The sequence below is a fragment of the Candidatus Palauibacter soopunensis genome, assembly GCF_947581735.1.
GTDB lineage: Bacteria > Gemmatimonadota > Gemmatimonadetes > Palauibacterales > Palauibacteraceae > Palauibacter > Palauibacter soopunensis.
This window is the reverse complement of the sequence record NZ_CANPVT010000027.1, coordinates 18,824-44,485: the sequence shown is the minus strand read 5'-3', so window position 1 is coordinate 44,485 and position 25,662 is coordinate 18,824. Positions and strand designations below refer to the sequence as shown.

Below are 25,662 nucleotides of genomic sequence, written 5' to 3'. Positions count from 1 at the left end.
AGCTAGGACTCGATGTCGAAGAAGCTCTCGACCGGGGGCGGGGTCGTCGGGACGGGATCGTCTTTGAGCGCGTCGCGCAGCGCGGGTGGCCGCGGTACGGCGGCGACCCCGCCGAGTCCCGAGGGGTGGTCCGCCATCGCCGCCATGAGCCGGCCTGCGCGATCCAGCCGGGTCGCGACCGCCTCCTCGATCGGTTCGAGGCTCCAGTCGCCGCGCTCCATCACGTGTCCGAGCGCGATCCCGTCCGAGCGCGGGAGGATCCCGATGCGGCCGCCGCCCGGCGCGCTGCCTTCGAGGCTGTAGTCGATCCCGGGCTGCGGGGCGAGGAAGGTGAGCTGGCCCTTGATGGGGGTCATCGTCTCGTCGCCGAACAGGGCTCGGGAGCCGAGACCCGTGCAGTTGGCGATGAGCGGTTCGTCGAGCGACATGAGGTCGCGGGGGGTCTCGAAATTCCGGATCCGCACGCGTCCCCCGAAGAGGAGGAACTCCTCCATCAATTGGTCGAGATAGATCGACGGCTCGATGCGGAGGGTGGGCCTGCGGAGGGCGTAGGTGCCGGGAAAGGGGTGTTCTCCCGGCTGCAGCACGGTGGCTCCCACGTCGACGTCCGGGTCGAGGCCGCTCTCGGTCTCGTCGAGTCCCGAATCTTCCGCCCGCCGATTCGAGAGGCGGTTCGTCCAGGTGTACGTCGTCATCCACGACACGCCGCGTCCGGCGCCGGCGAACAGTTGCATCTGCTCGTAGGAGGCGCGGACGGCCCGGTCGAACTGAGCGTCGAAGGCCGGAGTCCGTTCCGGGGCCGACACGAGGTTGGAGAGCGGCGAGAACCCCGCGTAGGCCATGTTCGAGGTCGTGTCGGGCGGGAGGGCGCGCGCATGGATCGTCACGTCGAACCCGCGGCGCTGGAGCTGCCGCGCGGTGGCGAGGCCGACGGCGCCGGCTCCGATGACGGCGGCTTGCCGCGAAGGGTGAGGTTCGGCCAGTTCGGACACGAGCCGTCCCGTCCCCCACGAAAGGGAGATCCCCGCGCCGCCGTGGCCGTAGTTGTGGATGACGGTCTTCTCGTCCAGCCGCTCCGCGGCCACGCGGAATCCGGCCGGCCGAAAAGGTCTGAGACCCACGGTGGTCCGGATGACGCGGTCCGGCGCGACGCGGAGTAGGGGGAGGCTCGGGGCGGTGGGGCCCGGCGAAAAACGGCGCCACGCGGGGGAGCACGCGCCGAGGCTCGAGCCCAGCGCCGCGGTCCCCACGGTCTTGATCAGCGTTCGACGTTTCACGCAATAAGACTGACGCGAAGTACCGATATCGGCCAGAGAGCGCGCCGAAACGTTCCCGCGGGAACGGGCGGAGGGACGAAATGCGGGGAAGAACGATAGAAACGCCGGACGATATCGCCGAGGGCCTCGAGGCGCTGGTGCGGATCGACGGACGGCTTGCGGAGGCGGTCGAGAAGGCGGGACCCGTGCCGCTGCGGCGACGGGCTCCCGGCTTCGAGGGCCTGGCCCGGACCATCGTGGCGCAGATGGTTTCGAAGGCGGCGGCCGCCGCGATCTGGGAGCGGCTCGTCGAGGAGGCGCAGGGCTGCGAGCCTGACCGGGTCGTCGCGCTGTCCGATGCGCAATGCCGCCGGATCGGGCTGTCCAGGTCCAAGGAGGCGACACTCAAGGGTGCCGCGGAAGCAGTTCAGAGCGGTCGTCTCGATCCGCAGGCGCTGTGCCTCATGCCTGCCGAGGCGTCCATCGCGGCCATGACGGCCCTCAAGGGGATCGGCGTGTGGACGGCCGAGGTCTATCTCTTGTTCTGCGCCGGCCACAGCGATGTCTTCCCGGCGGGCGATCTCGCTCTGCGGAAGGCGGCGGGACATGCGCTCCGTCTACGGGGACGGCCCGATGAGAAGACGCTCCGCGAGATCGCCGCCCGCTGGCGACCCTGGCGGAGCGTGGCGGCCCGGCTGCTCTGGGAGTACTACACGACGGAAATGCGGCGGCGCGACGTGCTGCCGGCGGGTTCGCGGGATCGCTAGGAGGCGCTGCTAGATCGTATCGAGGTCTCCGGCTCGTACCCAGCCGACCTTTCCGTCTTCAAGGACGATCTCGAGCCAGTCGCTCGATCTCCGGTCGATCCGGACGACGGCCCCCTCGTGAATCGTGAACAACTGCAGCGAAGGGTCATCGGAGGGCGCGCTCTGGACGGCGGCCTCGGTCTGCAGGATCACCCCGCGCTCCGCGCGCCCGATGCCGAACTCGCGGATCAGGAGGTTCGCGCCGACGACGAAGGTGAGCGCGGCGGCGGCCACGGCGGCGGGGCGGGTCCAGTGTGGCGGCCCGGTGGAGAGAAGCCGGTAGAGCAGGATGGAAGCCAGCCCCAGGTAGCCCAGCGCCAGGATCGCGATGAGCCACGCGCGCGGCACGAGCTGCACCGCCCACCTGACGAGGCGGGGCACCCAGAATCCCGGAAGCGGTGTGATCTGGTCGGCGGTCAGAGAGCGCGCGAGTTCCAGGTTCGTGCGCACGCTCTCATCCCGGGGAAGTGCGACCCTGGCGCGCTCGTAGAAGAGGATCGCCCGGCCCAGTTCGCCGAGCCTGAAGTAGGCGTTGCCGATGTTGTAGTGGAGTTCGCCGCTCTCGAACCCGTCCTCGTACAGTCCGAGGTAGGCATCGAGGGCACCCCCATGGTCTCCGGCCTGATAGAGGCGGTTCCCCGCCTGGAACCGGTCGGCGGGGGCCGGGGCGAGCGCGGCTTCCTGTGGAGCGAGCGTGGGCGCGAAAGTGAGCGCCACGGCCGCAACCCCGGCGGCCGCCAGCCCGCGTTGACGCCCGGCGGCTCGGCGGGCGGTCATCGGAGTTCTCCCGCGAGGGCGGACAGCACGGACTCGGCGCGGGCCAGAAAAGCCTTGCGTTCCTCGACCTCGGCGCCGACCGGGGCGAACCGCTGCCGGTCGCAGGCTTCGAGCACGGCGAAGTACTCTTCGACGGTGGGCTCGCGGGCGCTGCGGCGGAGCAGGGCGGCGCGCAGGTCGTCGCGGATCATCCCGGCCGCGGAGGTGTCGAGCTTGTCGGCGACGAACCCCTCCAGCGCCTGGCCGGTCTCGGCGTAGAAGGCCCGCGCATCGTCGCCTCCCGCGAGCCCGGCCGCCCGGGCGAGGCGCTTCTTCGCCACGCGGGCCGCCCGGCGGTCGCGGGCGTAGGCCTGGTCGCCCGCGAGCCGGTCGCGGCGGCGGCGCAGCCCGGCCGCGCCCGCGACCATGCCGACGGGCGCAAGCGCGACGATCCAGAACCATGCCTGGTCGAAAAGCGTCTCGCCCCGGCGGCGGAAGCGCGGCGTATCCATCCGGATGAAACGGATGTCCGAGCGCAGCGCCTCGACGGAGCCGCGCGCGCGTGCTCCGGGCAGTGCCTCCTCGACCGCCCGGCCCGTGACCCGCAACTCGACCGGCGCCGCTGAAGCGATCTCATAGCGGTCCGCCGCGGCGTCGTAGTACCCCATGTCCACGCCCGGTATCGTCAGCATCCCGGGCGCCCGCGGGATGAGGACGTACTCCCAGGTCCGTGCCCCCGAGACGCCCGCGTCCGTGGTTCGCAGACGATCCGACACCTCGGGCGGAAAGGCCTCCACCGTCGGCGGAAAGGCGAGTTCCGGCGGGGCCAGCGCCTTCAGGTTGCCGGAACCCGACACTTCCACACGCAACGTGACCGCCTCGTTCGCGGCCAGGCTGTCCCGGTCGACGGAACTCGCGACTGCCAGATCCCCTACGAGGCCCGTGAAGTCCGAGGGCCGTCCCTCGGAGGGGAGCGGAAGCACTTCGATCTCGACCGCACGAGAAGCGGCGCCGGTCGTCACGACATCGCCGAACAGCGAACTGCGGTTGAGGAGCCCCCCGAACACATCGTCGAACGGATCGCGCGAACGCCGCTGCAAGCGGACCTGCGCTTCGATCGCGAGCGGTTCGAGCGTCTTCGTGCCCGGCCCCGTCGGATACAGCGCCACCTTCCGGATCACCGCGGTCGCGTACGCGACCCCGTCGCGCACGATCTGTTCGACCTGCGGCTGTTGCGGGAGTTCGAACTCCTCGACCCAGAAGCCCGCCGTGCCGGGGAGTCGCGTGACCCCGTACGAACTCACGTTGACGCGCGTGAAGAGTCGGTATTCGACGATGACCGGCTCGTTCTCCCGCACGCGGCGCTTGTCCGGCTCGGCGACGATGAAGAGGTCGTCCGGGCCGATGGTCCCCGGATCGGAAGGCTGCCCCGCGGGCGCTCCCCCCGCTCCCGGCGCCGGCTGGGGAGCCGACGACACGCGCAGGCTCAGCGGCTCCGTCGTCAGCGTCGCCCCGCCTGCCTCGACCGTCACCGGCCCGATCTCGAACGTCCCCTCCGCCGTCGCCTGGAACCGGTACTGCACCGTGAGCGACACGGTCGTCCGGCCGTTCACGATCCGGACCGAGGTCTGCGTCCCGCTGCTCAGGAAGGCGGCGAAGGCGCTCATGTCGGGGAGGGCCGGGTCCTGGTCGAAGCGCTGGACGCCTTCCAGGACGACGTTGAGCGTGAAGGTCTGCCCTACGCCGACTTCCCCGCGGTCGAGATGCGCCGAGGCCGTGACCTCCTGCCCCGACAGCGTCCCCGGCGCGAGCAGGCCGCCCATGAGCCAGCCGAGCGCGGCGATCCTGGCCGGGTGCCCGCGGCGGGCCGGGAGTCGAAGGCGTCGCATCACCAGTCCCTGCGCGGCCTCGTGCCGCGTGTCGGCGTGCGCGGCTGGCGGTTCACCTCATCCTGATCCTCACGGATCGCGTCCAGCAACCGCTCCGCCTCCTCTCTCGTCATCTCGCCCGGAGGCGGCGTTCCCTCCTGCGGCTGCGGTTCCGATTCGTCCGGCTCCTGCTCGGGATTCGGCGGGTTCCGCGGGTCCTGGTTCGGATCCTGCTCCGGGTCCTGTTCGGGCTGATCCTGCGCGTCCTGTTCGGGGTCCGGGTTCTGCTCGCCGTCGCCCTGCTGTTGCTGCTCCTGCTCCTGCATCTGTTCGAGCACGCGTTCGAGGTTGTGCTTGGCGTCGGCGTCCGCCGGATCGGCCCGCAGCGCCTGTTTGAAGGCCTCCAGACTCTCGGGGAGCGCCCCCTGCCGGTAGAGCGTGTTCCCGAGGTTGTACCAGGCGGCGGCCGCCAACTCCGGGTCTCCGCTCTCCACCGCGGCGCGGAACGACTCCAGCGCGGACTCGTAGTCCTCGCCCCGGTAGAGCGCGTTCCCGTCGTTGAACCGGATGATGGGGGAGTCGGGGGCCTCGAGGAGCGCTTCCAGGTACTTCTCGTGCGCCTCGGCGAAGCGTCCCTCCTCATAGAGGCGGTTCCCCTCGCGCGCCTCCGCGCGGCCCGCCTGTGCGCGCGCTTCGGCGGGCGTCGCGGCCGCGAGGACCGCGATAACCAGGGGCAGCCACAGCCACCCGATGCCGCCCCGCGTCGTGCTCACGAAAACCTCCCTCTCCAGACCCTCACCGTCTTCTTCCGGTCCGTCCACAGACCTTCCAGGAACAATAGGAGAATCGCCGCGCCGAGGAATATCTGGAACTGCTCCTCGTACTGGGTGACCTCGCGTGCGTCGATCTCCCGTCCGCCCAGCTCCGCGACCTCCTCGATGAGCGCCGTCAGCTCGCTCGCTTCGGGGGTGCTGCGGTAGAGCTGTCCGCCTGTTCGCGTCGCGATCCGCCTCAATGTCGTCTCGTCGAGACGGGTCGTGACGACGGCCCCCGCTTCGTCCCGCTTGAACCCGGACGGGCGGCCCGCGGCGTCGTACTCCGGAATCGGGACGCCGTCCGTCGAACCCACGCCGACCGTGTGGATCGTCACCCCGGCCTCGAGCGCGCGATCCACCGCCGGCTCGATGCCTCCCTCGTGGTCTTCGCCGTCGGTGACGACGATGATGATGCGCTCCTCCACCGGCGCGTCGGAGAAGGCGTCGAGAGCGAGTTCGAGCGCGGCCCCGAGATCCGTCCCCTGCACGGGCACGAGGTCCGTGTCCATCGCGTTGAGGAAGAGGCGCGCGGCCCCATAGTCCGAGGTCAGCGGGCTCTGGACGAAGGCTTGGCCGGCAAAGGCGATGAGACCGATGCGGTCCCCGTCCAGCCGCTCGATGAGGCGCTGGATTTCGAGCTTCGAGCGCTGCAGACGGTTGGGGGCGAGGTCCTCCGCCAGCATCGAGGTGGAGAGGTCGAGGGCGACGACGATGTCCATCCCCTCGCGGCGGACGGTCTCCACGCGCGAGCCGAACTGCGGGCGGGCGACGGCGACGACGGAGAGTCCGACTACGGCGAGGAGTCCGATGGCCTTCCAGGCGCGGGCCCGCGGGTTCACGCTCCGGCTCAACTGGCGGACGAGCGCGAGATCGCCGAAGCGGCCCAGCGCCCGCCGCCGGTGCGCCGCGCCACGCCACATCAGTCCGGCGGCCAGCGGGATGAGCGCGAGCCCGAAGAGCGCCGTGACGAACCCGAAGCGGAACACGATCTCGCCTCCCCCGCGCTACGGCAGTCTTCTCAGGACCGTGTGCGCGAGCCCGATCTCGAGCAGCAGCAGTCCGAGTCCCGCCGCGAGCGGGAAGTGGAAGAGTTCGCCGTACCGCGTGAAGCTCTGCACGTCGATCTCGGTCGTCTCGAGGGCGTCGATTTCCTCGTAGATGCGCTCGAGGCTCTCGCGGTCCGTGGCCCGGAAGTAGCGACCGCCGGTGACCTCGGCCACTTCCGTGAGGGTCGGTTCGTCGACATCCACCGGAATCGAGACGAGGCGCCGCCCGAAGACCGGATCGTCGACGGGAACCGGGGCCGTCCCCCTCGACCCGGCGCCGATCGTATAGACCCTGACCCCCAGCGCCCGGGCCATTCGGGCGGCGGTCGCCGGATCGATCTCGCCACGGTTGTTCCGGCCATCGGTGAGGAGCACGATGATCCGCGATTCGGCCTGGCTGGACTCGAGTCGCTTGAGCGCGGTCGCGAGTCCGAGTCCGATCGCGGTCCCGTCCTCGACCATCCCCACCTCCAGTTCGGCCATCACCGCGGAGACCGCCGGGTGATCGATCGTGAGCGGCGCCTGCGTGAACGCCTGGCCCGCGAACACGACGAGCCCGATCCGGTCGTTGCGCCGGCGCTCCACGAAGTCCGCCGCGACCTCCTTGGCGGCCTCCAGCCGGTTGGGTGACAGGTCCTGCGCGAGCATGGAACTCGAGATGTCGACGGCCATGACGATGTCGACGCCCTCGGTCGACACGTCCTCGCTCGTCGAAGCGGATTGGGGGCGGGCGAAGGCGATGATGAGCGCGCTGAGGGCGAGAAGCCGCAGCGCCAGAGGCACATGGCGCAGGCGGCCGGTGCGCTCGGCCCCCGCGTGGCGGAGGAGCGCGAGGTCCGGGTAGCGCAGGGCGCCGGCCTTCCGTCCTCCCTTCGCCAGGTGCCGGTAGGCGAGGGCCGGGACGAGGAGAAGCAGGAGCAGGAGAAACGCGGGATCCGCGAACCGGTGGATCATGGGACGGCCGCCTCGGTCCGGTCGTCGGCCGTCGCTTCGGCTCCGTCGGCCGCGGTCGCCTCGGACTCCGCGGCGGGCGGCGGGGGCACGAACTTCGTCCGCTCCACCAGCGTGCGCGCGTCGGCGAGAATGCTCCTGCACGCCGCGTCATCCGGCCGCCATTTCGCGAACTTCACGAGGTCGCAGGCGTCCAGGAAGCGCTCGAAGGCCGAGCGAATCCCGGGGTCCACGCCGGCGTGTCCCAAGCTCGAGATCACGTCCGGCGTGACCATCTCCAGGGCCCAGATCCGGTAGCGTCCCTCGACGTACGCGCGGATGATCCGCGACACCTCCACGTGGTACGGCTTGATCTCGCCGCGCTCCAGGAGAGGGGACGCCTCGAGCCGGTCCAGTGCCTCCAGCGCGATCTCGTGCGGCGGACGGGCCGGGACCGGCGGCCGGGAGCCGACCCGGTCGGGGCCGCGACGCCGCCGGCGCCCCCACCAGTACCCGAGGCCGGCGAGGGCCACGGCGAGCAGGAGCCACGGCCACAGGAGCAGCCAGTTGCGCGCGATCGCGCGCGGGCCCTTCACGTCGCGGATGTCCCCGCTCTCGTCGAGTCCGACCGTGGTCACGCCGATGACCACCGGATCCGTGGAGACGGTGGCCGTCCCGTCGCCACCGTCCGTGAGTTCGAGGGTAAAGGACGGGATCTCGAGTTCCCCGAGTTCGAAGGCGGTCACGTGAAGCACCGCCGCGGTGCGGGCGCCGTCCCCCGAGGCCTCGGGCGGGCTCGCCTCGAGCGCCAGCGCCTCGAAGGGACCCAGCGAGAGCGAATCGGGCCAGCGCACCGCGAGATCCGCCGGGTGCTCGACGGAGAGCCGCAGCGCAAGCGGGTCGCCCACATGGATCTCCGTCGTGTCGGGCTCGATCGTGACCCGCGGTGCCTGCCCCCGGAGGTCTGCGCCCGCGCCGAAAGTCCCGCACGCCAGCAGGAGGCCCACGATCGCGGCACGCCGGTTCCCGTTCCCCGATCCGCGACTCATATGCGCCGTCCCCGCTCCTCGAAGAAGCGCATCAGCGGGCGCAGGTAGGGGCGTCCCGGACTGAGGTCCACGACGTCGACCTTGCTGCGCCGGAACGTCCGGTCCTGTCCCGCCCGCGCCTCCTCCCCGCGGCTCGCGAACGCGGCGCGAAAATCCCGGTTCGAGGTGTCGACGACGAGCCGTTCTCCCGTCTCGGCGTCCTCGAGTTCGACGAGTCCGATGGACGGCAGTTCCGATTCCCGCCGGTCCCTCACTCGGAGGGCGACGACGTCGTGCCGCCGGCCCGCGACGCCGAGCGCCTTCTCGAACGGTCTCGACACGAAGTCGGAGACGACGAAGACCACGGCCCGCCGCCGAATGATGCGCGACAGGTATTCGAGCGCCGCGCCGAGGTCCGTCGTCCGGCCCGCGGGCTCGTGGTAGAGCATCTCGCGCAGGACGCGCAGCACATGCCGGCGGCCCTTCCGCGGCGGGACGAACTTCTCGACGCGGTCGCTGAAGATGATGAGCCCGACCTTGTCGTTGTTCTTGATCGCGCTGAAGGCGAGCAGGGAGCACACCTCGACGGCGAGATCTCCCTTCATGCGCTCGCGCGTGCCGAAGTCTCCGGACGCGCTCACGTCGACGAGGAGCATCACGGTGAGTTCGCGCTCTTCCTCGAAGATCTTGACGTGGGGCGTTCCGGTGCGGGCGGTGACGTTCCAGTCGATCGTGCGGATGTCATCGCCGTAGTCGTATTCCCGGACCTCGGCGAAGTTGATCCCACGCCCCTTGAACACGGAGTGGTATTCGCCCGAGAACACCTGGTCCACGAGCCCCCGCGTCGTGATCTCGATGCGGCGGACCTTGCGGAGGATCTCCCGCGGAATCATCCCTCGATCCCTCCGGTTCCCCGAACCCCTACGGGACCTCGACGCTGTCGAGGATCCGGTTCACGACGTCTTCGCTCGTGACTTCCTCGGCTTCCGCCTCGTAGGTGACGAGCACGCGGTGCCGCAGGACGTCGAGGGCGACGGAACGCACATCCTCCGGCGTCACGTAGCCCCGGTGCCGCAGGAAGGCGTGTGCCCGCGCCGTGCGCGCGAGGCAGATGCTGGCCCTCGGTGACGCGCCGTAGGCGATGAGGTCGGCGAGGTCTTCGAGTCCGTGGTCGGACGGCGCGCGCGAGGCGAAGACCAGTTCCACGATGTACCGCTCGACCTGCCGGTCCATGTAGATGAGGTCGACGGCGCCGCGCGCCCGGAGAATCTCGTCCGGCGTGACGACCGTCTGCGGCTCCGGCGCGGACCCGACGCCCATGCGCCGCATGATCTCCAGCTCTTCTTCCTTGTCGGGATATCCGACGGAGAGCTTGAGCATGAAGCGGTCCACCTGCGCCTCGGGGAGCGGGTACGTCCCTTCCTGCTCGATCGGGTTCTGCGTCGCGAGGACGAGGAACGGGTCGTCGAGGGGGAAGGTCTCGTCTCCGATCGTCACCGTCCGTTCCTGCATCGCCTCGAGGAGCGCGGACTGGACCTTTGCGGGCGACCGGTTGATCTCGTCGGCGAGGATGATGTTGGAGAAGATCGGACCCTTCCGGGTCTGGAACTCGCTCCGCTTGGGGTCGAAGATCAGCGTTCCGATGAGGTCGGCGGGGAGGAGATCAGGCGTGAACTGGATTCTCTGGAAACCGGTGTCGATCGCTTGTGAGAGCGTCCGCACCGTGAGCGTCTTCGCCAGTCCCGGGACCCCTTCCATGAGCACGTGACCGTCGGCGAGCAGGCCGATGAGGAGCCGCTCGACCATGGTTCGCTGCCCCACGATGACGCGCCCCACCTCGTCGACCAGCCGCTCCACGAAGGCGCTCTGCTCGCGGATCTTCTCCTGTATCGCTTCGATGTCGTGACTCACCGCGGTGCGTTCCTCTCCTCTCGAATCGTCTCTCGAATGGTTTCGCGCGAAGACCCGGCCACCCGTGGTCGAACCGCCCCGGGCGCCCAGCACCGACAGGGATCGGCGTTTGAAAGACATTTTATCGAATTTCGGCGTTGCCCGGACGGACCTGCGTTGACGCGGGCCGCGGCGGCGGGCACCGTGAATCCGGATACGCAATCACGGAGCGCCAACCGGGAGCGCCGCATGTACGACACGCCGGAGCCGGGATCGGAATCGAAGGCCGTCCACCGTCGTGACCTCCTCCGCTGGCTTGCCGCCAGCCCGCTCCTGACCGCCTTCGCCGGCTGTGACCTGGGCCTCGTCGAACGCGCGATGGCGCAGGAGGCGCCGGCGCGGTCCCTCGACGACCTCGTCCAGTCGGCCGAGCAGGCGCTCGACGTGTTCGACCTCGAGAGGGTGGCCGCGCAGACGGTCCCGACGGCGCACTGGGGATACATCAAGACCGGTGTCGACGGGGAGGGGACGCAGGCGAACAACCGGGCCTCGCTGGAGCGGATCTACATCCGCGCGCGCCGGCTCGTCGACGTCTCGAACCTCGACATGCGCGTCTCGATCTTCGGGCGGGAGTGGCCGACGCCGCTCATGATCGCGCCGGCGGGTAGCCAGGGCGCCTTCCACCGCGACGGCGAGCTGGCGACCGCGCGCGCTGCCGCCGCCCGCAACCACCTGCAGACGCTCTCGTCGGTGAGTTCCACGGGGGTCGAAGCGGTGAACGAGGCGCGGGGGGAGCCGGTCTGGTATCAGCTCTATGCGCCCCGCCACTGGAACGCGACGGTCGCGCTCGTGAACCGCGTCCGCGAAGCCGGCTGCCCCGTCATCGTGCTCACGGTCGATCTCCTCGGCGGAAGCAACCGCCTCACGCTGGAGCGCTACCGGCGCATCGACGACCGCAACTGCGAAAGCTGTCACCGGAGCGGTGGCCGCGCGGATCCCGTCAAGCCGATGTACGAGGGGCTGCCCCAGGGCCCGCCGGACAGCGGCGGCCCCACCATGACCTGGGACTACGTGCACCGCCTGCGCGACATCACGGACCAGCGGATCGTCGTGAAGGGGCTCGTGACCCGCGAGGATGCGGAACTCGCGCTCGAGCACGGCGTGGACGGGATCTGGGTCTCGAACCACGGCGGCCGTGCGGAGGGCAGCGGCCGCGCGACGATCGACGCGCTTCCGGAGATCGCGGAAACGGTGGCCGGCGAGGTACCGATCATCGTCGACGGAGGCTTCCGCCGCGGCACGGACATCTTCAAAGGCCTCGCGCGCGGCGCCACCGCAGTGGCGATCGGGCGTCCCTACCTGTGGGGTCTCGGGGCGTTCGGCCAGGCGGGCGTCGAGCGGGTGCTGGAAATCCTGATCGAGGAGTTGCGGATCACGATGGGCGCCGTCGGAACGCCGTCACTGGCCGACATCGGCCCCCACTCCATCGGCGTCGACTGACGAAGCGGAGTTGCGAGCTGCAGAGACGAACCGCGTCCCCGTGATCGCCCCGTACATCGCTCCGAATCCACCACCGTCCCCGACGAGCAGTCCCAGCACGCCCACGCCGAGGGGGCCGGCCGCGACGAGACCCGCGACGCTTGCCGCCACCCACCAGCCGGCACGTGCGACCCGCCGGAGAATCAGCCATTGGACGGTGCCGAACGCGCCCAGTCCCGTGAGCGTCCCCAGGATGGCGCCGAGGGTTTCATTCCCGTTCCCGGACAGAGCGTCCAACAGGCCGAGCGCGACGGCTCCCCCGACGAGTCCTCCCACGACCTTTGCGGTCGCCCACCGGGCGGCCCAGGACAGCCGCCGCCGCATGATGAGCCACTGGACTGTCGCGATCGCGCCAAGGACCCCGCCCAGGGCGACGGCCCCGAGGACGGCCTCGCCCATCGCCGTACCGATGATCCTCGCCGGGACGACGCCCACGGCTCCGCCGACTCCGCTCGCCAGCACCCACACGAGCCAAAGGCTCCATCTCGACACGCGCGACGCCGGCATGGCGCCGTTCGTCGCCGCAGCGGCTGTCAGAGGATTCCGAAGAAGTTCAGGATGAACCCGATCGTGAGAGGGATGATGGGCAGCAGCGTCACTCCGACCGCGACGGTCACGCCTGCCCGGAAGAGGAGGGGGCCGGTGGGAAGGAGCCGTCGACCGAACAGCTTCTCGAGCGTGATCTCGGCCACCGGACCCAGCGAATAACACACATTCGCCCACACGGCCCACCAGATCGCCGCGCGGAACATGTCGACCGGCTGCAGCGTCGCGACCACGGCCGTGAGCGCCGCGCCGAACGTCATCGTCACGAGCCCGGTCCCTCCGACGATGAGGTTGTAGGGGAGGCGGCGTTTCTCCCACCAGCCGATGATCGCCCCGACGCGGCGCTCCGCCGGCTCGGGGTAGAGGAAATCCGCGAGGACGGTGCCTCCCGGGACGATGCCGCGGGTCAGTCCGCCTGCGGGAATCGCGGAGTCGGTTGGGGAATCGTGCTTCATCGCAGGTCCGCTTCGAGGATGGGACGGCTGTCGGTCAGGCTGTCATACGGTTCCGCGGCCCCCCCGGTTCCCCCTCCGGGCCGGGCCCGCAACGCGAAGCGCGCTCCGGGGAGACGGCGCGGCCCCGGAGCGCACCTCGAAAGGCTTCGTTCAGCGCAGAGAGGCCGTCAGGTCGCGGATCGCGTCGGCCAGCAGCGCCAGGCGCCGGGCATCGCCCGGCCCCGCCGCGTTGGCGGCGCGACGCGCATCTTCATCGAGTTCCGCTGCGACCGCGTTCAATTCATCGAGCGTAGCGTTCCGCTCGGCGCCGGACTGGCTCTCCGCCATGTCGAGCAGCGACGCCACCCGCTCCCCGCGCTCGGCCCGGATGCCGCTGCTGCGCTGCATCTGGATCAGGTACGACCGCGCGACCGCGAAGCTCGCGGGCCAGTCGAACCGCTCCTGGTTCTGCACGTTGGAGTCGCCGACCATCACGGACATGGCCGCGTCGATCTCCGCCTGGGACAGGTGCTCGCTGGCAGCGAGCTGGAACACGTCCACGCCTCGCGCGATTTCCGCCCCGTAGATCGAACCGTTGTGCCAGTACGCCGACCAGTAGCCGCCGCTCAGCATCTCCACCGCGTCGAGAGGGCCGCGGTCGAAGTAGGCGATCTCGAACGGATTCTCCGGATCCGTGAAGTCGAAGATCGAAAGACCGCCCTGGTACCAGCCCTGCACCATGATGTCGCGGCCGGGCACCGGAATCATCGAACCGTTGTGGGCGACGCAGTTCTCCTGCTCCGTCTGCGGCACCGGCAGCTTGTAGTAGCCCGCCAGCTCCATCTTGCGGTCGCGGATCGTGAAGATCGCGTTGGCGCCCCACGTTTCCGGATCGGAGCCACGGCAGCGCGGCGCTCCGCCGCCGCCCCATTCGTCCGTGAACACGATCGCCGTCCCGTCGTTGTTGAAGGTCGCCGAATGCCAGTAGGCGAAGTTCGGATCGACGACCTGGTCGATGCGGGTCGGGTTCTCGGGGTCGGAGATGTCCAGCAGGATGCCGTTCCCCGCGCAGGCTCCGGCGGCGAGGCCGAGATCCGAGCGCACCGTGATGTCGTGGCACTGGTTCGTGAGACGGGACGACTGCGTGCCTTCACCGTGGTCGCCTCCCGACCACAGACCCGCGATATCCCCCGTCTCGGGATCGGCGAAGATACGCGGCATGTTGACGACTTCGGCATTCTCCGGCGCATCCACCGGCACTTCGATGATCTCGATCCGGAACAGCGCCGTGTTCTCGTCCTCCTCGGCCGGCATGCCGGAGCAGCCTTCGAGTTCGCTTCCCGAACGGACGCGCCCCGTGCCCGAGACGTAGATGTAGACGTGGGAGTCGTCGTTGGGATCCGTGACGAGCGTGTGCGTGTGAGAGCCGCGGCACGTCTGCACGGTCTTCACCTGGCGAGGATTCCCAATGTCGGAGATATCGAAGATGCGGATCCCCTGCAGGCGCACGGTGCTGACGCTGTCCTGGACCCCTTCCGTGCCGCAGTCGAGCCGGGCCGACGCCTGCTGGACCGACATGAAGAGAAGGTTCTCGTGTACGCTGACGTCACCCTGTCCGCCGGGGCACACGACCGCGACGACGAGTTCCGGCTGGGCGGGATCCGAGGCGTCGAACACCTGGAAGCCCCAGTAGCTGCCCTGGAAGACCAGATCTCCCTGGAACGCGATATCCGAGTTGGTCGGCCCGCGTCCGCCGGCCTCGTCCGTGAGGAACGGATCGGGTTTCGGGAGGCTGACCAGCCGCTCCAGGTTGCCGATCGCCATGCCGGCATCGTGGAGGCCCGGCGCGAGCCCGATGCGCGGATCGTCGGGGTCCCACTCCCAGACGGCCTCCGGAGGGGGTGGCGGCGGGTCCTGGGCCGCCAGGGCATCCGCGCCGGCGAACCAGCCGAACGCCAAGGCGGACAACGCCACTGCCGGGCCGCCGATGCGCCGTCCCACGATCAAGGTCTCTCTGCGTGACATCTTCCTACCTCCTGCCTGCCGTGAATCGCCGATGAGCGCTCATGGAATCGCGTTCAACATGTCGCTCATGCGCAGGATCTCCATGTCCTGGTCCGCGTCCACATCCGCCGCGAACCGGAAGATCTCGGTCTCCTGGCCTCCGCCAGGACTGTCGAACAGTTCCGCCACCATCATGAGCGCGCCGTGATGATGCTTGATCATGCCTTCGAGGAAGAGCCGGTCGAACTCGGAGCCGCGCGCCGCGGCGAGGGCGTCCATTTCCTCGCGCGACAGCATTCCCGGCATGAGTTCGCCCTCGCCGAGTCCGTGCGCGTGTCCGGCCCCCATCATCGGAGCCGTCTCGCCCCGGCGCTCGAGCCAGCGCGTCATCCACGCGATCTCGTCCCGCTGGGAGATCTCGATCCGGCGCCCGAGCAGGTGCAGTCCCTCGTGATCCGTCCGCTCCCGAATGAGCGCGGCCATCTCCAGCGCCTGGGCGTGATGCGGGATCATCCCCTGCATGAAGCGGACGTCCGCCTCGGTGTGCGTGATATGCTCTAGGGATGCGGCTTCCTCCACGGTCAGGACGCGCGTGGCCTCGCCCGGCGCGCCGGGCTGGACCGTCCGCGCCTCCCCCTCGCCCGCTTCGCCGCCGCAGGCGGCAAGCGCCACGAGCAGGGGCCCGATCCCGCGCGTGAACTTCATTCCACGACCCTCCGTCCGCCGAAAGCTACCCTTCGTCCTCGGTCGCGAGTTCGGCCTTCGCCGCCCGCACCATCTCGCGCACGTCGGCCAGCAGTTGCTTCGCGTCGTACACGATGCCGTCCTTGATCGTGTACTTGATGCCGCCGACGCGCTCGGTCTCGCCGGTCTCGTCGTTGAGTTTCACCGCGCCGTTGCCGTAGAGGACCTTGAGGTTCTGCAGCGGGTTCTCCTCGACGACGACGAAATCGGCCTTGAGTCCCGCGCGGATCATCCCGAAATCGGGCGGGAGCCCCTTGGGATCGTTCAGCTCCTGCGCCCCGTGCAGGGTGGCCGAGCGGATGACCTCCACCGGGTGGAACCCGGCCTCGCGCAGCAGTTCGAACTCCCTGATGTAGTCGAAGCCGTACAGCTTGTAGATGAATCCCGAGTCCGAGCCCGTCGTCACGCGGCCGCCGCGGTTCTTGTACTCGTTGAGGAACTGCATCCACACCTTGAAGAAGTTCCGCCACGCGACCTCTTCCTCCGTGCCCCAGTAGAACCAGTACGAGCCGTGCGCGGCGCGGCTCGGCTGATAGAAATCCCACTGGCTGGGGAGCGTGTACTCCTCGTGCCAGTCCGCGTTGCGGGCCGCCATCACGTCCCGGCTCGCCTCGTAGATCGTCATCGTCGGATCGATCCCGAACCCGATTTCGAGGAAGCGCTCCTGCAGCGCGTTCCAGCTGTCGGAGCCGGGGCCGTCGACCTGGTCCCAGAGGCGGGCCACGTTGCCGAAGCGGTGCTGCTCGTTCTGGTAGTTGTAGTCGAGCGGCCAGTCCTGGACGCTGTAGTCGGACAGCATCGACTCGAACAGGCCGTAGTAGTGGGTCATCATGTCGAGCCCGATCTCGGCAGCGTCGAGCGCGGTCATGCGCCCCACGCCCATCTGGCCGAGGTGGGCCACGGTGCCGAGGCCGTGCTGGTGCGCCTCGTCGATGAGCGCCTCCATGATCGGCGGGTCGTACGAACCCAGCTTGAGTCCGTCGATCTTCTGTCCCTCGACCTCCTGCGCCGCGGCCCAGCGCACCCACTCGCGCGCTCTATCGGGGGTATTCACCGGCCCCTGGTCCCAGGCCTCGCCCGGCCGCACGTAGGTGTACATGCGCGGCGCGACGATCTCGTTGCGCACCGCCTTCGCCTTCTCCCCGAGCGACCACATCATCGGTCCGTGGCCGACGCCGCGGGAGGTCGTGATCCCGTGTCCCATCCACAGCTTGTAGACGTACTCGGGCTGCGGCGCCTTGGGGAAGCCGCCGGTGTGCGCATGCATGTCGACGAAGCCGGGCATGACGAAGTGCCCGGAGAGGTCGATCTCGTGCACGTTCGCGTCGGGATTCTCCTCGATATCGAGGTCGGGCCGGCGATCCTCGTTGATGTCGAGTCCCGGGAAGCCGACGGTGCTGACGGAGGCGATGCGGTCGCCCTCGATGACGATGTCCACAGGGCCCTGGGGCGGCGCGCCCGTTCCATCGATGATCGTGACGCCACGAAGAATCAGGCGGTCGTAGGGGCCGTCGCCCTCGTCGTCGCCGCGTGGAGTCGTTTCCGGGCGTCCGTCCTGCGCGAGCAGCGACGCCGCGCCGAAGAGGAAGACCCCGGCCATCGTCAGAGCGCGCCGGCAATACAATTTCGTTTTCATGATCCCTCCATGATCCATGCGGCGAACCTCATGTCACGGCCGCCGCCACTTCTGAGATGTTGCTCTCGCGGAGCAGCTTGACCCGGAACTCGGTGAACTCGCCCGGCTCGCTCTCCACCTCGAGTTCGCCGCCGTGGCCGACGACGATGTCGCGGGAGATCGACAGCCCGAGTCCGGTCCCCTGCGTCCCCGACTTCGTCGTGAAGAACGGTTCGAAGATCTTCCGGACGATGGAGTCCGGAATACCGGTGCCGTTGTCCCGAACCGACACGATGACGTGGTCTTCGTAGCCCCTCGTCTTGAGTGCGACGGTCGGCGAATAGTCGGCGTCCTCCTCCTCCTCCTCCTCCTTGCGGGCGGCCGTCGCGTGACAGGCGTTGGTCACGATGTTCAGGAAGACCCGGCTCAAATCGCGGGCGATGCCGGTGACCTCGCCGGCTTCGTCATCGAAATCGCGGTCCAGCGTCACGTTGAATGAAGAGTCCGTGCCGCGCAAACCGTGGTAGGCGAGCTTCGCGTACTCGTCGACCAGCTGGTTGACGTCGATGGTCTCCGCGGCGCCGGCTTCGTCCCGCGAATGAGCCAGCATTCCCTCCACGATGCGGTCGGCCCGGCCCCCGTGCTCCCGAACCTTGGTCACGTTCATCTCGAGGTCGCCGAGGACTTCATCGATGAAATCGCGGTCCAGCTCCGCGTTCCCCTCCGCGACCTCCTTCATCTCCTCCTGCAGTTCCTCGATCAGTTCCTTCGAGAGCACCGCGAAGTTGTTCACGAAGTTGAGCGGGTTGCGGATCTCGTGGGCGACCCCCGCCGTGAGGGCGCCGAGCGAGGCCAGCTTTTCCTGGGTGATGACCTGTTCCTGCGTACGCCGGAGGTCGTCGAGCGTCTGCTCCAGCGCCTCGTTCTTCGTCTGCACCTCCTGCGCCAGCTTCTCGACGAGGTTCAGCCGCTGCACCTCGAGGGCGTGCTTGCGGAAGACCTCCAGCGCGTGCGCCATGTCGGTGACCTCGTCGTTGCCCTCGACCTCCACCTTCACTTCGAGGTCGCCCTCCGACATGCGCCGCGTGGTCGCGAACAGGCTGTTCAATCGAACGATGAGCGAACGGCCGAACGTCTTCCAGGCGACGCGGGCCGCGCCGATGGTGAACAGGATCACGGCGAGGAGGAACCAGAACCCCAGCTGCACGAGAAACTCGGAGCGGCCGGCCGCATCCCGGGCGGTCTCCTCGACGCGTTCCATGAGCGTCCGGACCCCCATGTCGAGTTCCGCCGTGGTCTGCCGGTTGCGCTCGAGCAGTTCCTCGGCCCGGCCGACCTCCTCCAGTTCCCGCCGCCGGGTCTGGAAGATGCCGGCGGAGCCTCCGTACAGCTCGCTGGGGACGCTCACCGCGTCGGCCAGCGTCTCCCTCAGCAGCGGGCGGATCCTGGGCAGCGTCGCCCGCACATCGCGGAGGGCGGTCTCCACGCGCCCCTGGTTGGCGAGCAACTGCTCCCCATCGGTCTCGGTGAAGGCCTGCTGGATGAGCGTGATCGCCTGGTTCTGCGACGCCTTGAAGTTCAAGAGGCCGTCGAGTTGCTCGATTTCGTCGGATGCCTGGCGCTGGGAATTCGGCGCCGGAACGTCCGTCAGCTGGCGGAGCCCCGTGCGCATGAAGAAATACTGATCGTCGATCGCCTCCTCGAGCACCGACTGGAGGCGGAGTCCGGTCTCCTCGACCGTCGCCGCCATCTCGGCGAGCCGGGCAGCGTAGGTCATCCGGTTGTTGACCGACTCGTAGATCTCGTTGATGTTCGCCACCAGGCCTTCGGCCAGGCCCGCGACATCCGCATCCATGCCCGCTCCGCCGCCGACCTCTTCGACCCAGTACTGGAGGCTGTCCTGCTCCAGCAGGACGGCGGCCCGGACATCCGCCAGCGTCGCGGGGTCGGCGGCCGACAGGAGCTGCGGGGATGCGCGCAGGAGCGCCTCGCTGTGCTGGGTCACGCGATGGCCCGCGAGGAGCGAAGGGATCTGTTCCTGCGTCACCTCGCTCTGTCCCCGCTCCACGATGGTCATCAGCAGGAGCGCGAGGAGGATGGCGCTGATCGTCAGGAGCACGCCGCCGCCCAGTCCGACGACGATCTGGCTGCCGATGCCGAACCGCCCGCCGGTCGCGTCCCGTGCCCGCACCCCGAGTCGGCCGGGGAGCCGCGCCAGCGCCCACTCGAAGGCGCGGTGGATGCGCTCGTCGCTCTGTTTCACCGGAGGCCCCGCGGTACTCACCGGGAGAGCCGGGTCACGGGAACGAACTCGCCCTCCCGAATCACGGTCAGAAACACGAGGTCCGAGCCCTGGTTGTCCTCCACGCCGTATTCGACCGTGAATCCGCCGAGGTCGATGGGGCCGGATTCCGTCAGCGTGCGGAGGAAGGCCTCCCGCGTGGGCCGAACATCCGGATCGCCGGCCGCCAGCGCCTCCACGACCAGCCGCCCGGCCAGATAACCTTCCAGCGACACGAAGCCCGGCCGGGCGGAGGGATCGACCGCCCGCAGCGCGGCCTGATAGCGCGCCACCACGGGGACGCTCGGGTCGCGGGGGAAGGGCACGACCTGCGTCACGACGACGCCGTCTCCGGCGCGGCCCAGCTCGTCGAGGAGGGCGTAGCTGCCGACGAAGGAGATGTTCACGAACAGGGCGTCGAGGCCGATCTTCCTCGCCCACCGGATGAAATGCGCCACGGGGATGTACGCGCCGATGATGATGACGGCCTGCGGGTTGCCGGCCTGGATGTCGAGGAGCCCGCGCTTCACGGCCCGCGTGTTCCGCATGTAGGGGGCCTCGCTGACGAGTTCCATGCCGAGCGCGTCCATCGCGTTGCGGACGCCCGTCAGGCCGGCCAGCCCGTAGTTGTCATCCTGGTAGAAGACCGCGATGCGCCGGAAGCCGAGGTCCCGCACGAGGCGTTCCACCATCTCCTCGGTTTCCTGGTCGTAGGACGCGCGCAGGTTGACGACGTAACGCTGGTCCGGGCGCCTCAGGAGGCCGGCGCCCGTGAACGCCCCGATGTAGGGGACGCCCGCGCCGCTCGCGCCGGGTTCCGCGGCGGCGGAGGTCGGCGTGCCGACGGCGCCGATGAGGCCGAACACGCCGTGCTCGATGAGTTCCTGCGTGTTGGCGACGGCGGGTTCGGGTTCGTAGCCGTCGTCGCGGACGATGAGGCGGAGGGCGCGCCCGTGCACGCCGCCCTCCCGATTGGCCTCCTCGAACGCGGCCCGGATGCCGAGGTTCATGTTGCGGCCCAGTTCGCCCGCGGGCCCTTCGAGGGCCGCGGACTGGCCGAAGACGATGGAATCGGCGTACACGCCCTCGGGCGCGGCTTCGCCCTGCTGCGACATGGCGGCGCCGGGCAGCGTGCCGGCGGCCACGACGGCCGCGAGCGCGAACCACCGGCGCTGCATCAGGAGGGCGCCCCCAGGTACCGAAGCGTCAGGCAGGTGATGTCATCCGACTGGTCCGCCTCTCCGGCATGTTCCTGCACTGCCCGTATCACATGGCGGTTGATGTCCTCCGCGGACGAGCCGCCGCATTCGCCCAGCACCTCGGCCAGCTCTTTTTCTCCGAGTTCGACGCCATCCTCGTCCATCGCCTCCGTCACGCCGTCCGTGTAGAAGAAAACGGCATCGCCCGGCTCCAGGGTGATCGATCCCCTGGGGAAGTCGACCCCGGACATGATTCCGAGGACGAGTCCCGGATCGGAGACGATCTGCTCGACCTCTCCCGAAGCCTTGATGAGGAACGGAAGATTGTGCCCCGCGTTGGCGAACGTGGCCTTGCCGTTCGCCGGATTGAAATTGGCGTAGAAGAGGGTCACGAACATCGACTCCTCGTTCTCGTTGATGAGAAGCTGGTTCACCTCGTCGAGACAGATCGAGGGGTCCGCCTCGCCGATCGCCGTCCCCTTGAGCAGCGTGCGGCTCACCATCATGAAGAAGGCCGCCGGCACGCCCTTGCCCGAGACATCGGCCACGACGATCGCCATGTGGTCTTCCTCGAGGCGGAAGAAATCGTAGAAGTCTCCTCCTACTTCACGGGCCGGCGTCATCCAGGCGTGAAGCTCGTAGCGCGGGTCGCTGGGGTAGTTCGTCGGCAGAATCGACTCCTGCATCCTCGCCGCCACACCCAGTTCCTGTCGCAACGCCACCAGCGCGTCCCGGTCGCGAAGCGCGGCTCGCATCACCGCGAGGTGTTCGAGGGTCTTCGCGATGGTGGTTTCCAGGTCCCCGAAGTCGATCGGCTTGGTGACAAAGTCGAAGGCACCGCGGTTCATGGCGGTGCGGATGTTCTTCATGTCCCCGTAAGCCGTGACCATGACGGCACGGAGGTCGCGGTCGAGTTCGCCCAGCTGCGCCAGGAGTGTGAGGCCGTCCATCTCGGGCATGTTGATGTCGGAGAGCACGACGTCGACATCGTTGTGGTCATCGAGCTGCGCGAGCGCCTCGACCCCGTTCTGGGCAAAGATCAGCGTGAATTCGCCCGAGCGGATCCGGCGCCGAAACTTCTGCCGGAGGAGCAGTTCCAGATCGGGCTCGTCGTCTACTACCAGGATCTTCGGCATCGAAGCCTCGGTTGAGGTGAATCGTCGGTCATGGGTTCCTGCCCTTGTCCGAAACGGCGTCCAGTCGTCATCGTCCGTGTCGATTTGCGCGGGGGGCCCGGCGCGACGTGCGGGAATCTCCACAACCGGGGACCGGCCGCGCAATATGTCAAACCTCGGGAGTGAGCGTAGTTTCGGCGCCGAAGGCGCCTGGAACAACGAGTGGGCAGCCAGCCAAGGAGCGGACCTGGAGTGCGGATCGCCGTCAAGCCGGACCCGAGCGAGCCACGTCGCGTCGTGGATGAGGTCGAGCGCTTCTGCCTCGAGCGGGCGCTTTCGCACGACATCATCTTCCGGTTTCAGCTCTCGCTGGACGAGCTCCTGACGAACATCATCTCCTACGGATTCGAAGGAATCACGGAGGATCCGGTCATCACGGTGGACATTCGTCTCGGAGACGCCGACATTGAGATCACGATTCGAGACAACGGCCGACCCTTCAACCCACTTGAGGACGCGGAGATTCCCGACATAAGCCTTGCAGCGGAAGATCGTCCCATCGGGGGGCTTGGCATCCACCTTACGAAGTCTTTTATTGACACGCTTGCGTATGAGCGGGTCGAGGGTTTCAACTGCCTTACCCTGACGCAGCCGCTGGGGGCTGCCGGAAGCGAGGAATCGCCAGATGAACATTGAGACCAGCTATTCGGGAGATACCGCCGTGGGCGTGGTCAGCGGGCGCGTAGACTCCAGCAACGCCAAGGACTTCGATGGCGAGCTCTCCGGCATCATCGATGGGGGGGCGACCAACCTGGTCCTGGACTGCGGGAGCCTGCGCTACATCAGCAGTGCCGGGCTACGGGCGCTGTTGATCGCCATCCGCAAGACCAACCAGGCTGGCGGAGGGCTCGCCCTGTGCCACGTACCGGAGAATATCCTCGAAGTGTTGGAGGTCAGCGGTTTCGTGCGGCTGACCAAGGTCTTCGATACGGTCGAGGAAGCTCAGGCGAGCTTCAAGTAGAAAAAGACCGGAAGCAAAACAGGGGGCGCGCCGGCGATCCGTCGCGCCCCCTGATCCGTCGCGGCCCCTGATCCGTCGCGGCCCGACCGGGCCCGATCAGAAGAAAGCGAACGCCTGGACCTTCCAGGACCAGTCCGACCGGCCGCCCGAACTGTAGAAGTCCACGTTCGTGGAAATCCCGTTTCGACCCGTGAAGTACACCATGACGCCGGGCGTGACCACCGTCCCGGTGACCTTTTCCGGATTCTCAGCGCCTGAATCGACCCAGCTTACGCGAAGCATCGGCTCGATCCCCGAGAACTGCGACTCGGGCGCCATGGGCAGATACCAGAAGGCCATGAACTGGAAGGCGGAGAACTTCGCGTCATCGTTCAGCTTCCAGTTGCGGCCCTGCAGGACGTTGGCGATCAGGTGGGGACCGCCGAGCCAGGTGCCGAGTTCCACCTCGGCCCCGACTGCCGGGACGCCCATCGTCTCCTCCCGGCTGTTCAGCGTCTCGTCCAGGGCGAAGTAGGCGGACACCCGCGTGTTCCCCCCGGTCGGGAACAGGGAGAGCTGGCCCGAGGCCGACTTCCCGGTGTTCACGTCCTTGTTCCCGATCCCCTCGCCGTTGGTGAGCGTGAAGCGGTAGCCGAAATGCGGGCTGACGCGCCCCTGCGCGAGGATGCCCGGCTCGTAGTTGTCCAGGCCCAGCGCGCCGGTGAGACGGCCGAAGGTGCATACGCTGCCGACGCCGGGGCAGTGATCCACGCCGGTGACCCTGGCGTCTCGTTCGATGATCGGGAGCCAGGAGTTGGGCACCAGCCAGAAATACGACATCCCCTTCTTGAACTGCCCCAGCTGGATCTCCAGCGCCTCGCTCGGTGTGAGTTCCAGATACGCTTCCAGAACCGCTGCGCCGTCGATGTTGAACTGCGCCCTGGCTCCGACGAGATCGTTGAGTTGCCCGTCGATCGTCACCCACGCGCGGCGGATGAAGAAGGACGAAGGCGCCTCGTCAACGCTCGAAGCCTCGTACTGCGCCTGGACTCGGGCGCCCACCGTGACGGTGGAGCCGCCACGCGCCCGGATTTCCTGGGCAAGGAGGGGGTGGACTGCCGGAAGCGTCAGTCCCAGCCCAAATGCGGCGACCACTCCGATGGAGCGTTTCCACATAGCGATATGCCCTCTCGTCGAAGATTCCGGTGTAGCCCGGTCACACCCGAAGATAATCGGCCGCCGCCGTTCGGCTACCGGCGCCCCGAGAACCCGTTGCGCGATGCCGAGCAGGCACGCAACCTAAACCGCGAGTCGCGAAGGGCCATGATCGGACGAAAAACCTGTTGAAGAAGGAGCCGCCGTGAGCACCCATCAGGTATGCTGGTCCCGCCGGTTCGCGGCGGGAAGGAACCTCGCACCCGCCGCGCTGCTCTCCGGCGTGGGCCTTCTCCTGGCGCCGGCCCTCCTCGCCGCGCAGGACGTTGCCGGAGATCTCGGGTTCGTCCTCAACACGTACTCGTTCCTCGTCTGGGGCGTGCTCGTGATGTGGATGTGCGCGGGCTTCACGATGCTCGAAGCCGGTTCCGTGCGGTCCAAGAGCGCGTCGATGATCTGCATGAAGAACATCGGGCTGTACGCCATCGCGGGTCTCGCCTACTACGTCATCGGCTACAACCTCATGTACGTCGACGTCGGGAGCGTGATCGGGTCGATCAGCTTCTTTTACGGCCCGTCCGCCGACGAGGTCGCGCTTATCGGCGGGAACGAAGGCGCGGCCGCCGCGGTGGCGGAGAACGGCTACTCCGTGATGTCGGACTGGTTCTTCCAGATGGTCTTCGTCGCCACGACCGCCTCGATCGTCTCGGGGGCGCTGGCCGAGCGGGTCAAGCTGTGGACCTTCTTCGTCTTCGTGGGCGCGCTCACCGCGGTCATCTACCCCATCGTCGGCGCCTGGACGTGGGGCGGCGGCTGGCTCGGACAGAGGGGCTTCACGGACTTCGCCGGCTCGACGATCGTGCACTCGACCGGCGGCTGGGCGGCGCTCGCCGGCGCGCTCGTCGTGGGTCCGCGCTGGGGCAAGTACCGCAAGGACGGCTCCATCAAGCCGACCCCCCCGTCGAACATCCCCGCCGTCACGCTGGGGGTGTTCATCCTCTGGATGGGCTGGTTCGGCTTCAACGGCGGCTCCGAACTCGCCCTCTCTGGCGTCGTCAACGCGGTGTCGATGAGCAACATCCTCGTGAACACGAACCTGGCCGCCGCGGCCGGCGTCATCACGGCGCTCTGCCTGTCCCGGTCGATCCTGGGCCGGGTCGACCTCTTCGCCACGCTCAACGGGGCGATCTCGGGCATGGTGGCGATCACGGCGGGACCGAACATCACGAACTCGCTGTGGGCGATCCTGATCGGCGCGGTCGGCTCCCTCCTCTGCATGTTGGGGCTGAAGCTGCTGGAGGTGCGGCGGATCGACGACGTGGTCGGGGCCGTGCCCGCACACCTGTTTGCGGGAATCTGGGGCACGCTCGCCACGTGCATCGCGGCCGGCGGCAATTTCTGGGTGCAGTTGACCGGCGTCGCGGCCATCGGCGCGTTCGCCTTCTTCGTCTCCTGGATCCTCTGGACGGTGCTGGACAGGACGATGGGCGTTCGCGTGTCGCGGAGCGTCGAGAGCATCGGCCAGGACGCGGCGGAACTCGGGATCGATGCCTACCCCGAATTCGTCCTCATGGTGGATCCGGACGACGACAACGACTTCCGCGACGCGGACTGAGCGTCCGCCCACGGGTAGCG

Annotated in this window: 23 protein-coding genes; 5 read left to right on the top strand and 18 right to left on the bottom strand. The window is 68.5% G+C overall.

Going from position 1 to position 25,662, the window contains the following annotated elements; genetic code table 11:
- Nucleotides 1-2 precede the first annotated feature (2 nt).
- A complete protein-coding gene (locus tag RN901_RS08435) occupies nt 3-1,277 on the bottom strand; it encodes an FAD-dependent oxidoreductase (protein ID WP_310757833.1) in 1,275 nt (424 codons plus the stop codon).
- Nucleotides 1,278-1,357: 80 nt separating this feature from the next.
- Here RN901_RS08435 and RN901_RS08430 point away from each other — a divergent pair, with 80 nt between their 5' ends.
- Nucleotides 1,358-2,023, top strand: coding sequence for a DNA-3-methyladenine glycosylase (locus RN901_RS08430; protein ID WP_310757832.1), 666 nt, complete (start codon nt 1,358-1,360; stop codon nt 2,021-2,023).
- Between the two features lie 9 nt (nt 2,024-2,032).
- On the opposite strand, the gene RN901_RS08425 is transcribed toward RN901_RS08430, so the two are convergent.
- From RN901_RS08425 to RN901_RS08390, 8 genes are read right to left on the bottom strand one after another with little or no spacing between them, the layout of a single operon-like run.
- A complete protein-coding gene (locus tag RN901_RS08425) occupies nt 2,033-2,839 on the bottom strand; it encodes a tetratricopeptide repeat protein (RefSeq protein ID WP_310757831.1) in 807 nt (268 codons plus the stop codon).
- The gene (locus RN901_RS08420) at nt 2,836-4,707 is read right to left on the bottom strand and encodes a BatD family protein (RefSeq protein ID WP_310757830.1); all 1,872 of its coding nucleotides are present in this window, start codon (nt 4,705-4,707) and stop codon (nt 2,836-2,838) included. The genes RN901_RS08425 and RN901_RS08420 overlap by 4 nt, the downstream gene beginning before the upstream one ends.
- Complete coding sequence (locus tag RN901_RS08415; protein WP_310757829.1) at nt 4,707-5,459, bottom strand: tetratricopeptide repeat protein; 753 nt, start codon at nt 5,457-5,459, stop codon at nt 4,707-4,709. Before RN901_RS08415 ends, RN901_RS08420 begins: the two co-directional genes overlap by 1 nt.
- The gene (locus tag RN901_RS08410) at nt 5,456-6,487 is read right to left on the bottom strand and encodes a VWA domain-containing protein (protein ID WP_310757828.1); all 1,032 of its coding nucleotides are present in this window, start codon (nt 6,485-6,487) and stop codon (nt 5,456-5,458) included. The genes RN901_RS08415 and RN901_RS08410 overlap by 4 nt, the downstream gene beginning before the upstream one ends.
- Nucleotides 6,488-6,505: 18 nt before the next feature.
- Nucleotides 6,506-7,501 (bottom strand): VWA domain-containing protein, encoded by a 996-nt coding sequence (locus RN901_RS08405; RefSeq protein WP_310757827.1) that lies wholly within the window; start codon nt 7,499-7,501, stop codon nt 6,506-6,508.
- A complete protein-coding gene (locus RN901_RS08400) occupies nt 7,498-8,526 on the bottom strand; it encodes a hypothetical protein (protein ID WP_310757826.1) in 1,029 nt (342 codons plus the stop codon). The genes RN901_RS08405 and RN901_RS08400 overlap by 4 nt, the downstream gene beginning before the upstream one ends.
- Nucleotides 8,523-9,398, bottom strand: a complete 876-nt coding sequence (locus tag RN901_RS08395) for a DUF58 domain-containing protein (RefSeq protein ID WP_310757825.1) — start codon at nt 9,396-9,398, stop codon at nt 8,523-8,525. Before RN901_RS08395 ends, RN901_RS08400 begins: the two co-directional genes overlap by 4 nt.
- Nucleotides 9,399-9,426: 28 nt before the next feature.
- The gene (locus tag RN901_RS08390; protein ID WP_310757824.1) at nt 9,427-10,416 is read right to left on the bottom strand and encodes a MoxR family ATPase; all 990 of its coding nucleotides are present in this window, start codon (nt 10,414-10,416) and stop codon (nt 9,427-9,429) included.
- A 156-nt stretch (nt 10,417-10,572) separates the two neighbouring features.
- On the opposite strand from RN901_RS08390, the gene RN901_RS08385 reads away from it, so the two are divergent.
- Nucleotides 10,573-11,895, top strand: coding sequence for an alpha-hydroxy acid oxidase (locus tag RN901_RS08385; RefSeq protein ID WP_310757823.1), 1,323 nt, complete (start codon nt 10,573-10,575; stop codon nt 11,893-11,895).
- Here RN901_RS08385 and RN901_RS08380 read toward each other — a convergent pair.
- The 8 genes from RN901_RS08380 to RN901_RS08345 form a co-directional block, all read right to left on the bottom strand.
- On the bottom strand, nt 11,854-12,426 hold the full coding sequence (locus tag RN901_RS08380) for a hypothetical protein (protein WP_310757822.1): 573 nt from the start codon (nt 12,424-12,426) through the stop codon (nt 11,854-11,856). The genes RN901_RS08385 and RN901_RS08380 overlap by 42 nt on opposite strands.
- Nucleotides 12,427-12,467: 41 nt before the next feature.
- Complete coding sequence (locus tag RN901_RS08375; RefSeq protein ID WP_310757821.1) at nt 12,468-12,935, bottom strand: hypothetical protein; 468 nt, start codon at nt 12,933-12,935, stop codon at nt 12,468-12,470.
- 150 nt (nt 12,936-13,085) lie between these two features.
- Nucleotides 13,086-14,939 carry a hypothetical protein gene (locus RN901_RS08370; protein ID WP_310757820.1) on the bottom strand — a complete coding sequence of 618 codons (1,854 nt, stop codon included), beginning with the start codon at nt 14,937-14,939 and terminating at the stop codon, nt 13,086-13,088.
- Nucleotides 14,940-14,978: 39 nt separating this feature from the next.
- The gene (locus RN901_RS08365) at nt 14,979-15,623 is read right to left on the bottom strand and encodes a DUF305 domain-containing protein (protein ID WP_310757819.1); all 645 of its coding nucleotides are present in this window, start codon (nt 15,621-15,623) and stop codon (nt 14,979-14,981) included.
- 25 nt (nt 15,624-15,648) lie between these two features.
- Complete coding sequence (locus RN901_RS08360) at nt 15,649-17,298, bottom strand: amidohydrolase family protein (RefSeq protein WP_310757818.1); 1,650 nt, start codon at nt 17,296-17,298, stop codon at nt 15,649-15,651.
- A 28-nt stretch (nt 17,299-17,326) separates the two neighbouring features.
- The gene (locus RN901_RS08355) at nt 17,327-19,540 is read right to left on the bottom strand and encodes an ATP-binding protein (protein WP_310757817.1); all 2,214 of its coding nucleotides are present in this window, start codon (nt 19,538-19,540) and stop codon (nt 17,327-17,329) included.
- A 17-nt stretch (nt 19,541-19,557) separates the two neighbouring features.
- Nucleotides 19,558-20,736, bottom strand: coding sequence for an ABC transporter substrate-binding protein (locus tag RN901_RS08350; RefSeq protein WP_310757816.1), 1,179 nt, complete (start codon nt 20,734-20,736; stop codon nt 19,558-19,560).
- Complete coding sequence (locus RN901_RS08345; protein WP_310757815.1) at nt 20,736-21,893, bottom strand: SpoIIE family protein phosphatase; 1,158 nt, start codon at nt 21,891-21,893, stop codon at nt 20,736-20,738. The genes RN901_RS08350 and RN901_RS08345 overlap by 1 nt, the downstream gene beginning before the upstream one ends.
- A 231-nt stretch (nt 21,894-22,124) precedes the next feature.
- Between RN901_RS08345 and RN901_RS08340 the strand changes: the two genes are divergently transcribed.
- Nucleotides 22,125-22,568, top strand: a complete 444-nt coding sequence (locus RN901_RS08340; protein ID WP_310757814.1) for an ATP-binding protein — start codon at nt 22,125-22,127, stop codon at nt 22,566-22,568.
- On the top strand, nt 22,558-22,893 hold the full coding sequence (locus RN901_RS08335) for an STAS domain-containing protein (RefSeq protein WP_310757813.1): 336 nt from the start codon (nt 22,558-22,560) through the stop codon (nt 22,891-22,893). The genes RN901_RS08340 and RN901_RS08335 overlap by 11 nt, the downstream gene beginning before the upstream one ends.
- A gap of 96 nt (nt 22,894-22,989) precedes the next feature.
- Here the strand turns inward: RN901_RS08335 and RN901_RS08330 are convergent, their stop codons facing one another.
- Nucleotides 22,990-24,027 carry a porin gene (locus RN901_RS08330; RefSeq protein ID WP_310757812.1) on the bottom strand — a complete coding sequence of 346 codons (1,038 nt, stop codon included), beginning with the start codon at nt 24,025-24,027 and terminating at the stop codon, nt 22,990-22,992.
- Nucleotides 24,028-24,232: 205 nt separating this feature from the next.
- Here RN901_RS08330 and RN901_RS08325 point away from each other — a divergent pair, with 205 nt between their 5' ends.
- Nucleotides 24,233-25,642, top strand: coding sequence for a hypothetical protein (locus RN901_RS08325; RefSeq protein WP_310757811.1), 1,410 nt, complete (start codon nt 24,233-24,235; stop codon nt 25,640-25,642).
- Nucleotides 25,643-25,662: the final 20 nt, after the last annotated feature.

What these genes read in the sequence shown, in the direction of transcription:
- RN901_RS08360 (WP_310757818.1), bottom strand. Translation starts at nt 17,298, where the DNA reads ATGAAAACGAAATTGTATTGCCGGCGCGCTCTGACGATGGCCGGGGTC.
- RN901_RS08430 (WP_310757832.1), top strand. Translation starts at nt 1,358, where the DNA reads ATGCGGGGAAGAACGATAGAAACGCCGGACGATATCGCCGAGGGCCTC.
- RN901_RS08420 (WP_310757830.1), bottom strand. Translation starts at nt 4,707, where the DNA reads ATGCGACGCCTTCGACTCCCGGCCCGCCGCGGGCACCCGGCCAGGATC.
- RN901_RS08375 (WP_310757821.1), bottom strand. Translation starts at nt 12,935, where the DNA reads ATGAAGCACGATTCCCCAACCGACTCCGCGATTCCCGCAGGCGGACTG.
- RN901_RS08400 (WP_310757826.1), bottom strand. Translation starts at nt 8,526, where the DNA reads ATGAGTCGCGGATCGGGGAACGGGAACCGGCGTGCCGCGATCGTGGGC.
- RN901_RS08335 (WP_310757813.1), top strand. Translation starts at nt 22,558, where the DNA reads ATGAACATTGAGACCAGCTATTCGGGAGATACCGCCGTGGGCGTGGTC.
- RN901_RS08405 (WP_310757827.1), bottom strand. Translation starts at nt 7,501, where the DNA reads ATGATCCACCGGTTCGCGGATCCCGCGTTTCTCCTGCTCCTGCTTCTC.
- RN901_RS08350 (WP_310757816.1), bottom strand. Translation starts at nt 20,736, where the DNA reads ATGCAGCGCCGGTGGTTCGCGCTCGCGGCCGTCGTGGCCGCCGGCACG.
- RN901_RS08370 (WP_310757820.1), bottom strand. Translation starts at nt 14,939, where the DNA reads ATGTCACGCAGAGAGACCTTGATCGTGGGACGGCGCATCGGCGGCCCG.
- RN901_RS08425 (WP_310757831.1), bottom strand. Translation starts at nt 2,839, where the DNA reads ATGACCGCCCGCCGAGCCGCCGGGCGTCAACGCGGGCTGGCGGCCGCC.
- RN901_RS08365 (WP_310757819.1), bottom strand. Translation starts at nt 15,623, where the DNA reads ATGAAGTTCACGCGCGGGATCGGGCCCCTGCTCGTGGCGCTTGCCGCC.
- RN901_RS08345 (WP_310757815.1), bottom strand. Translation starts at nt 21,893, where the DNA reads ATGCCGAAGATCCTGGTAGTAGACGACGAGCCCGATCTGGAACTGCTC.
- RN901_RS08395 (WP_310757825.1), bottom strand. Translation starts at nt 9,398, where the DNA reads ATGATTCCGCGGGAGATCCTCCGCAAGGTCCGCCGCATCGAGATCACG.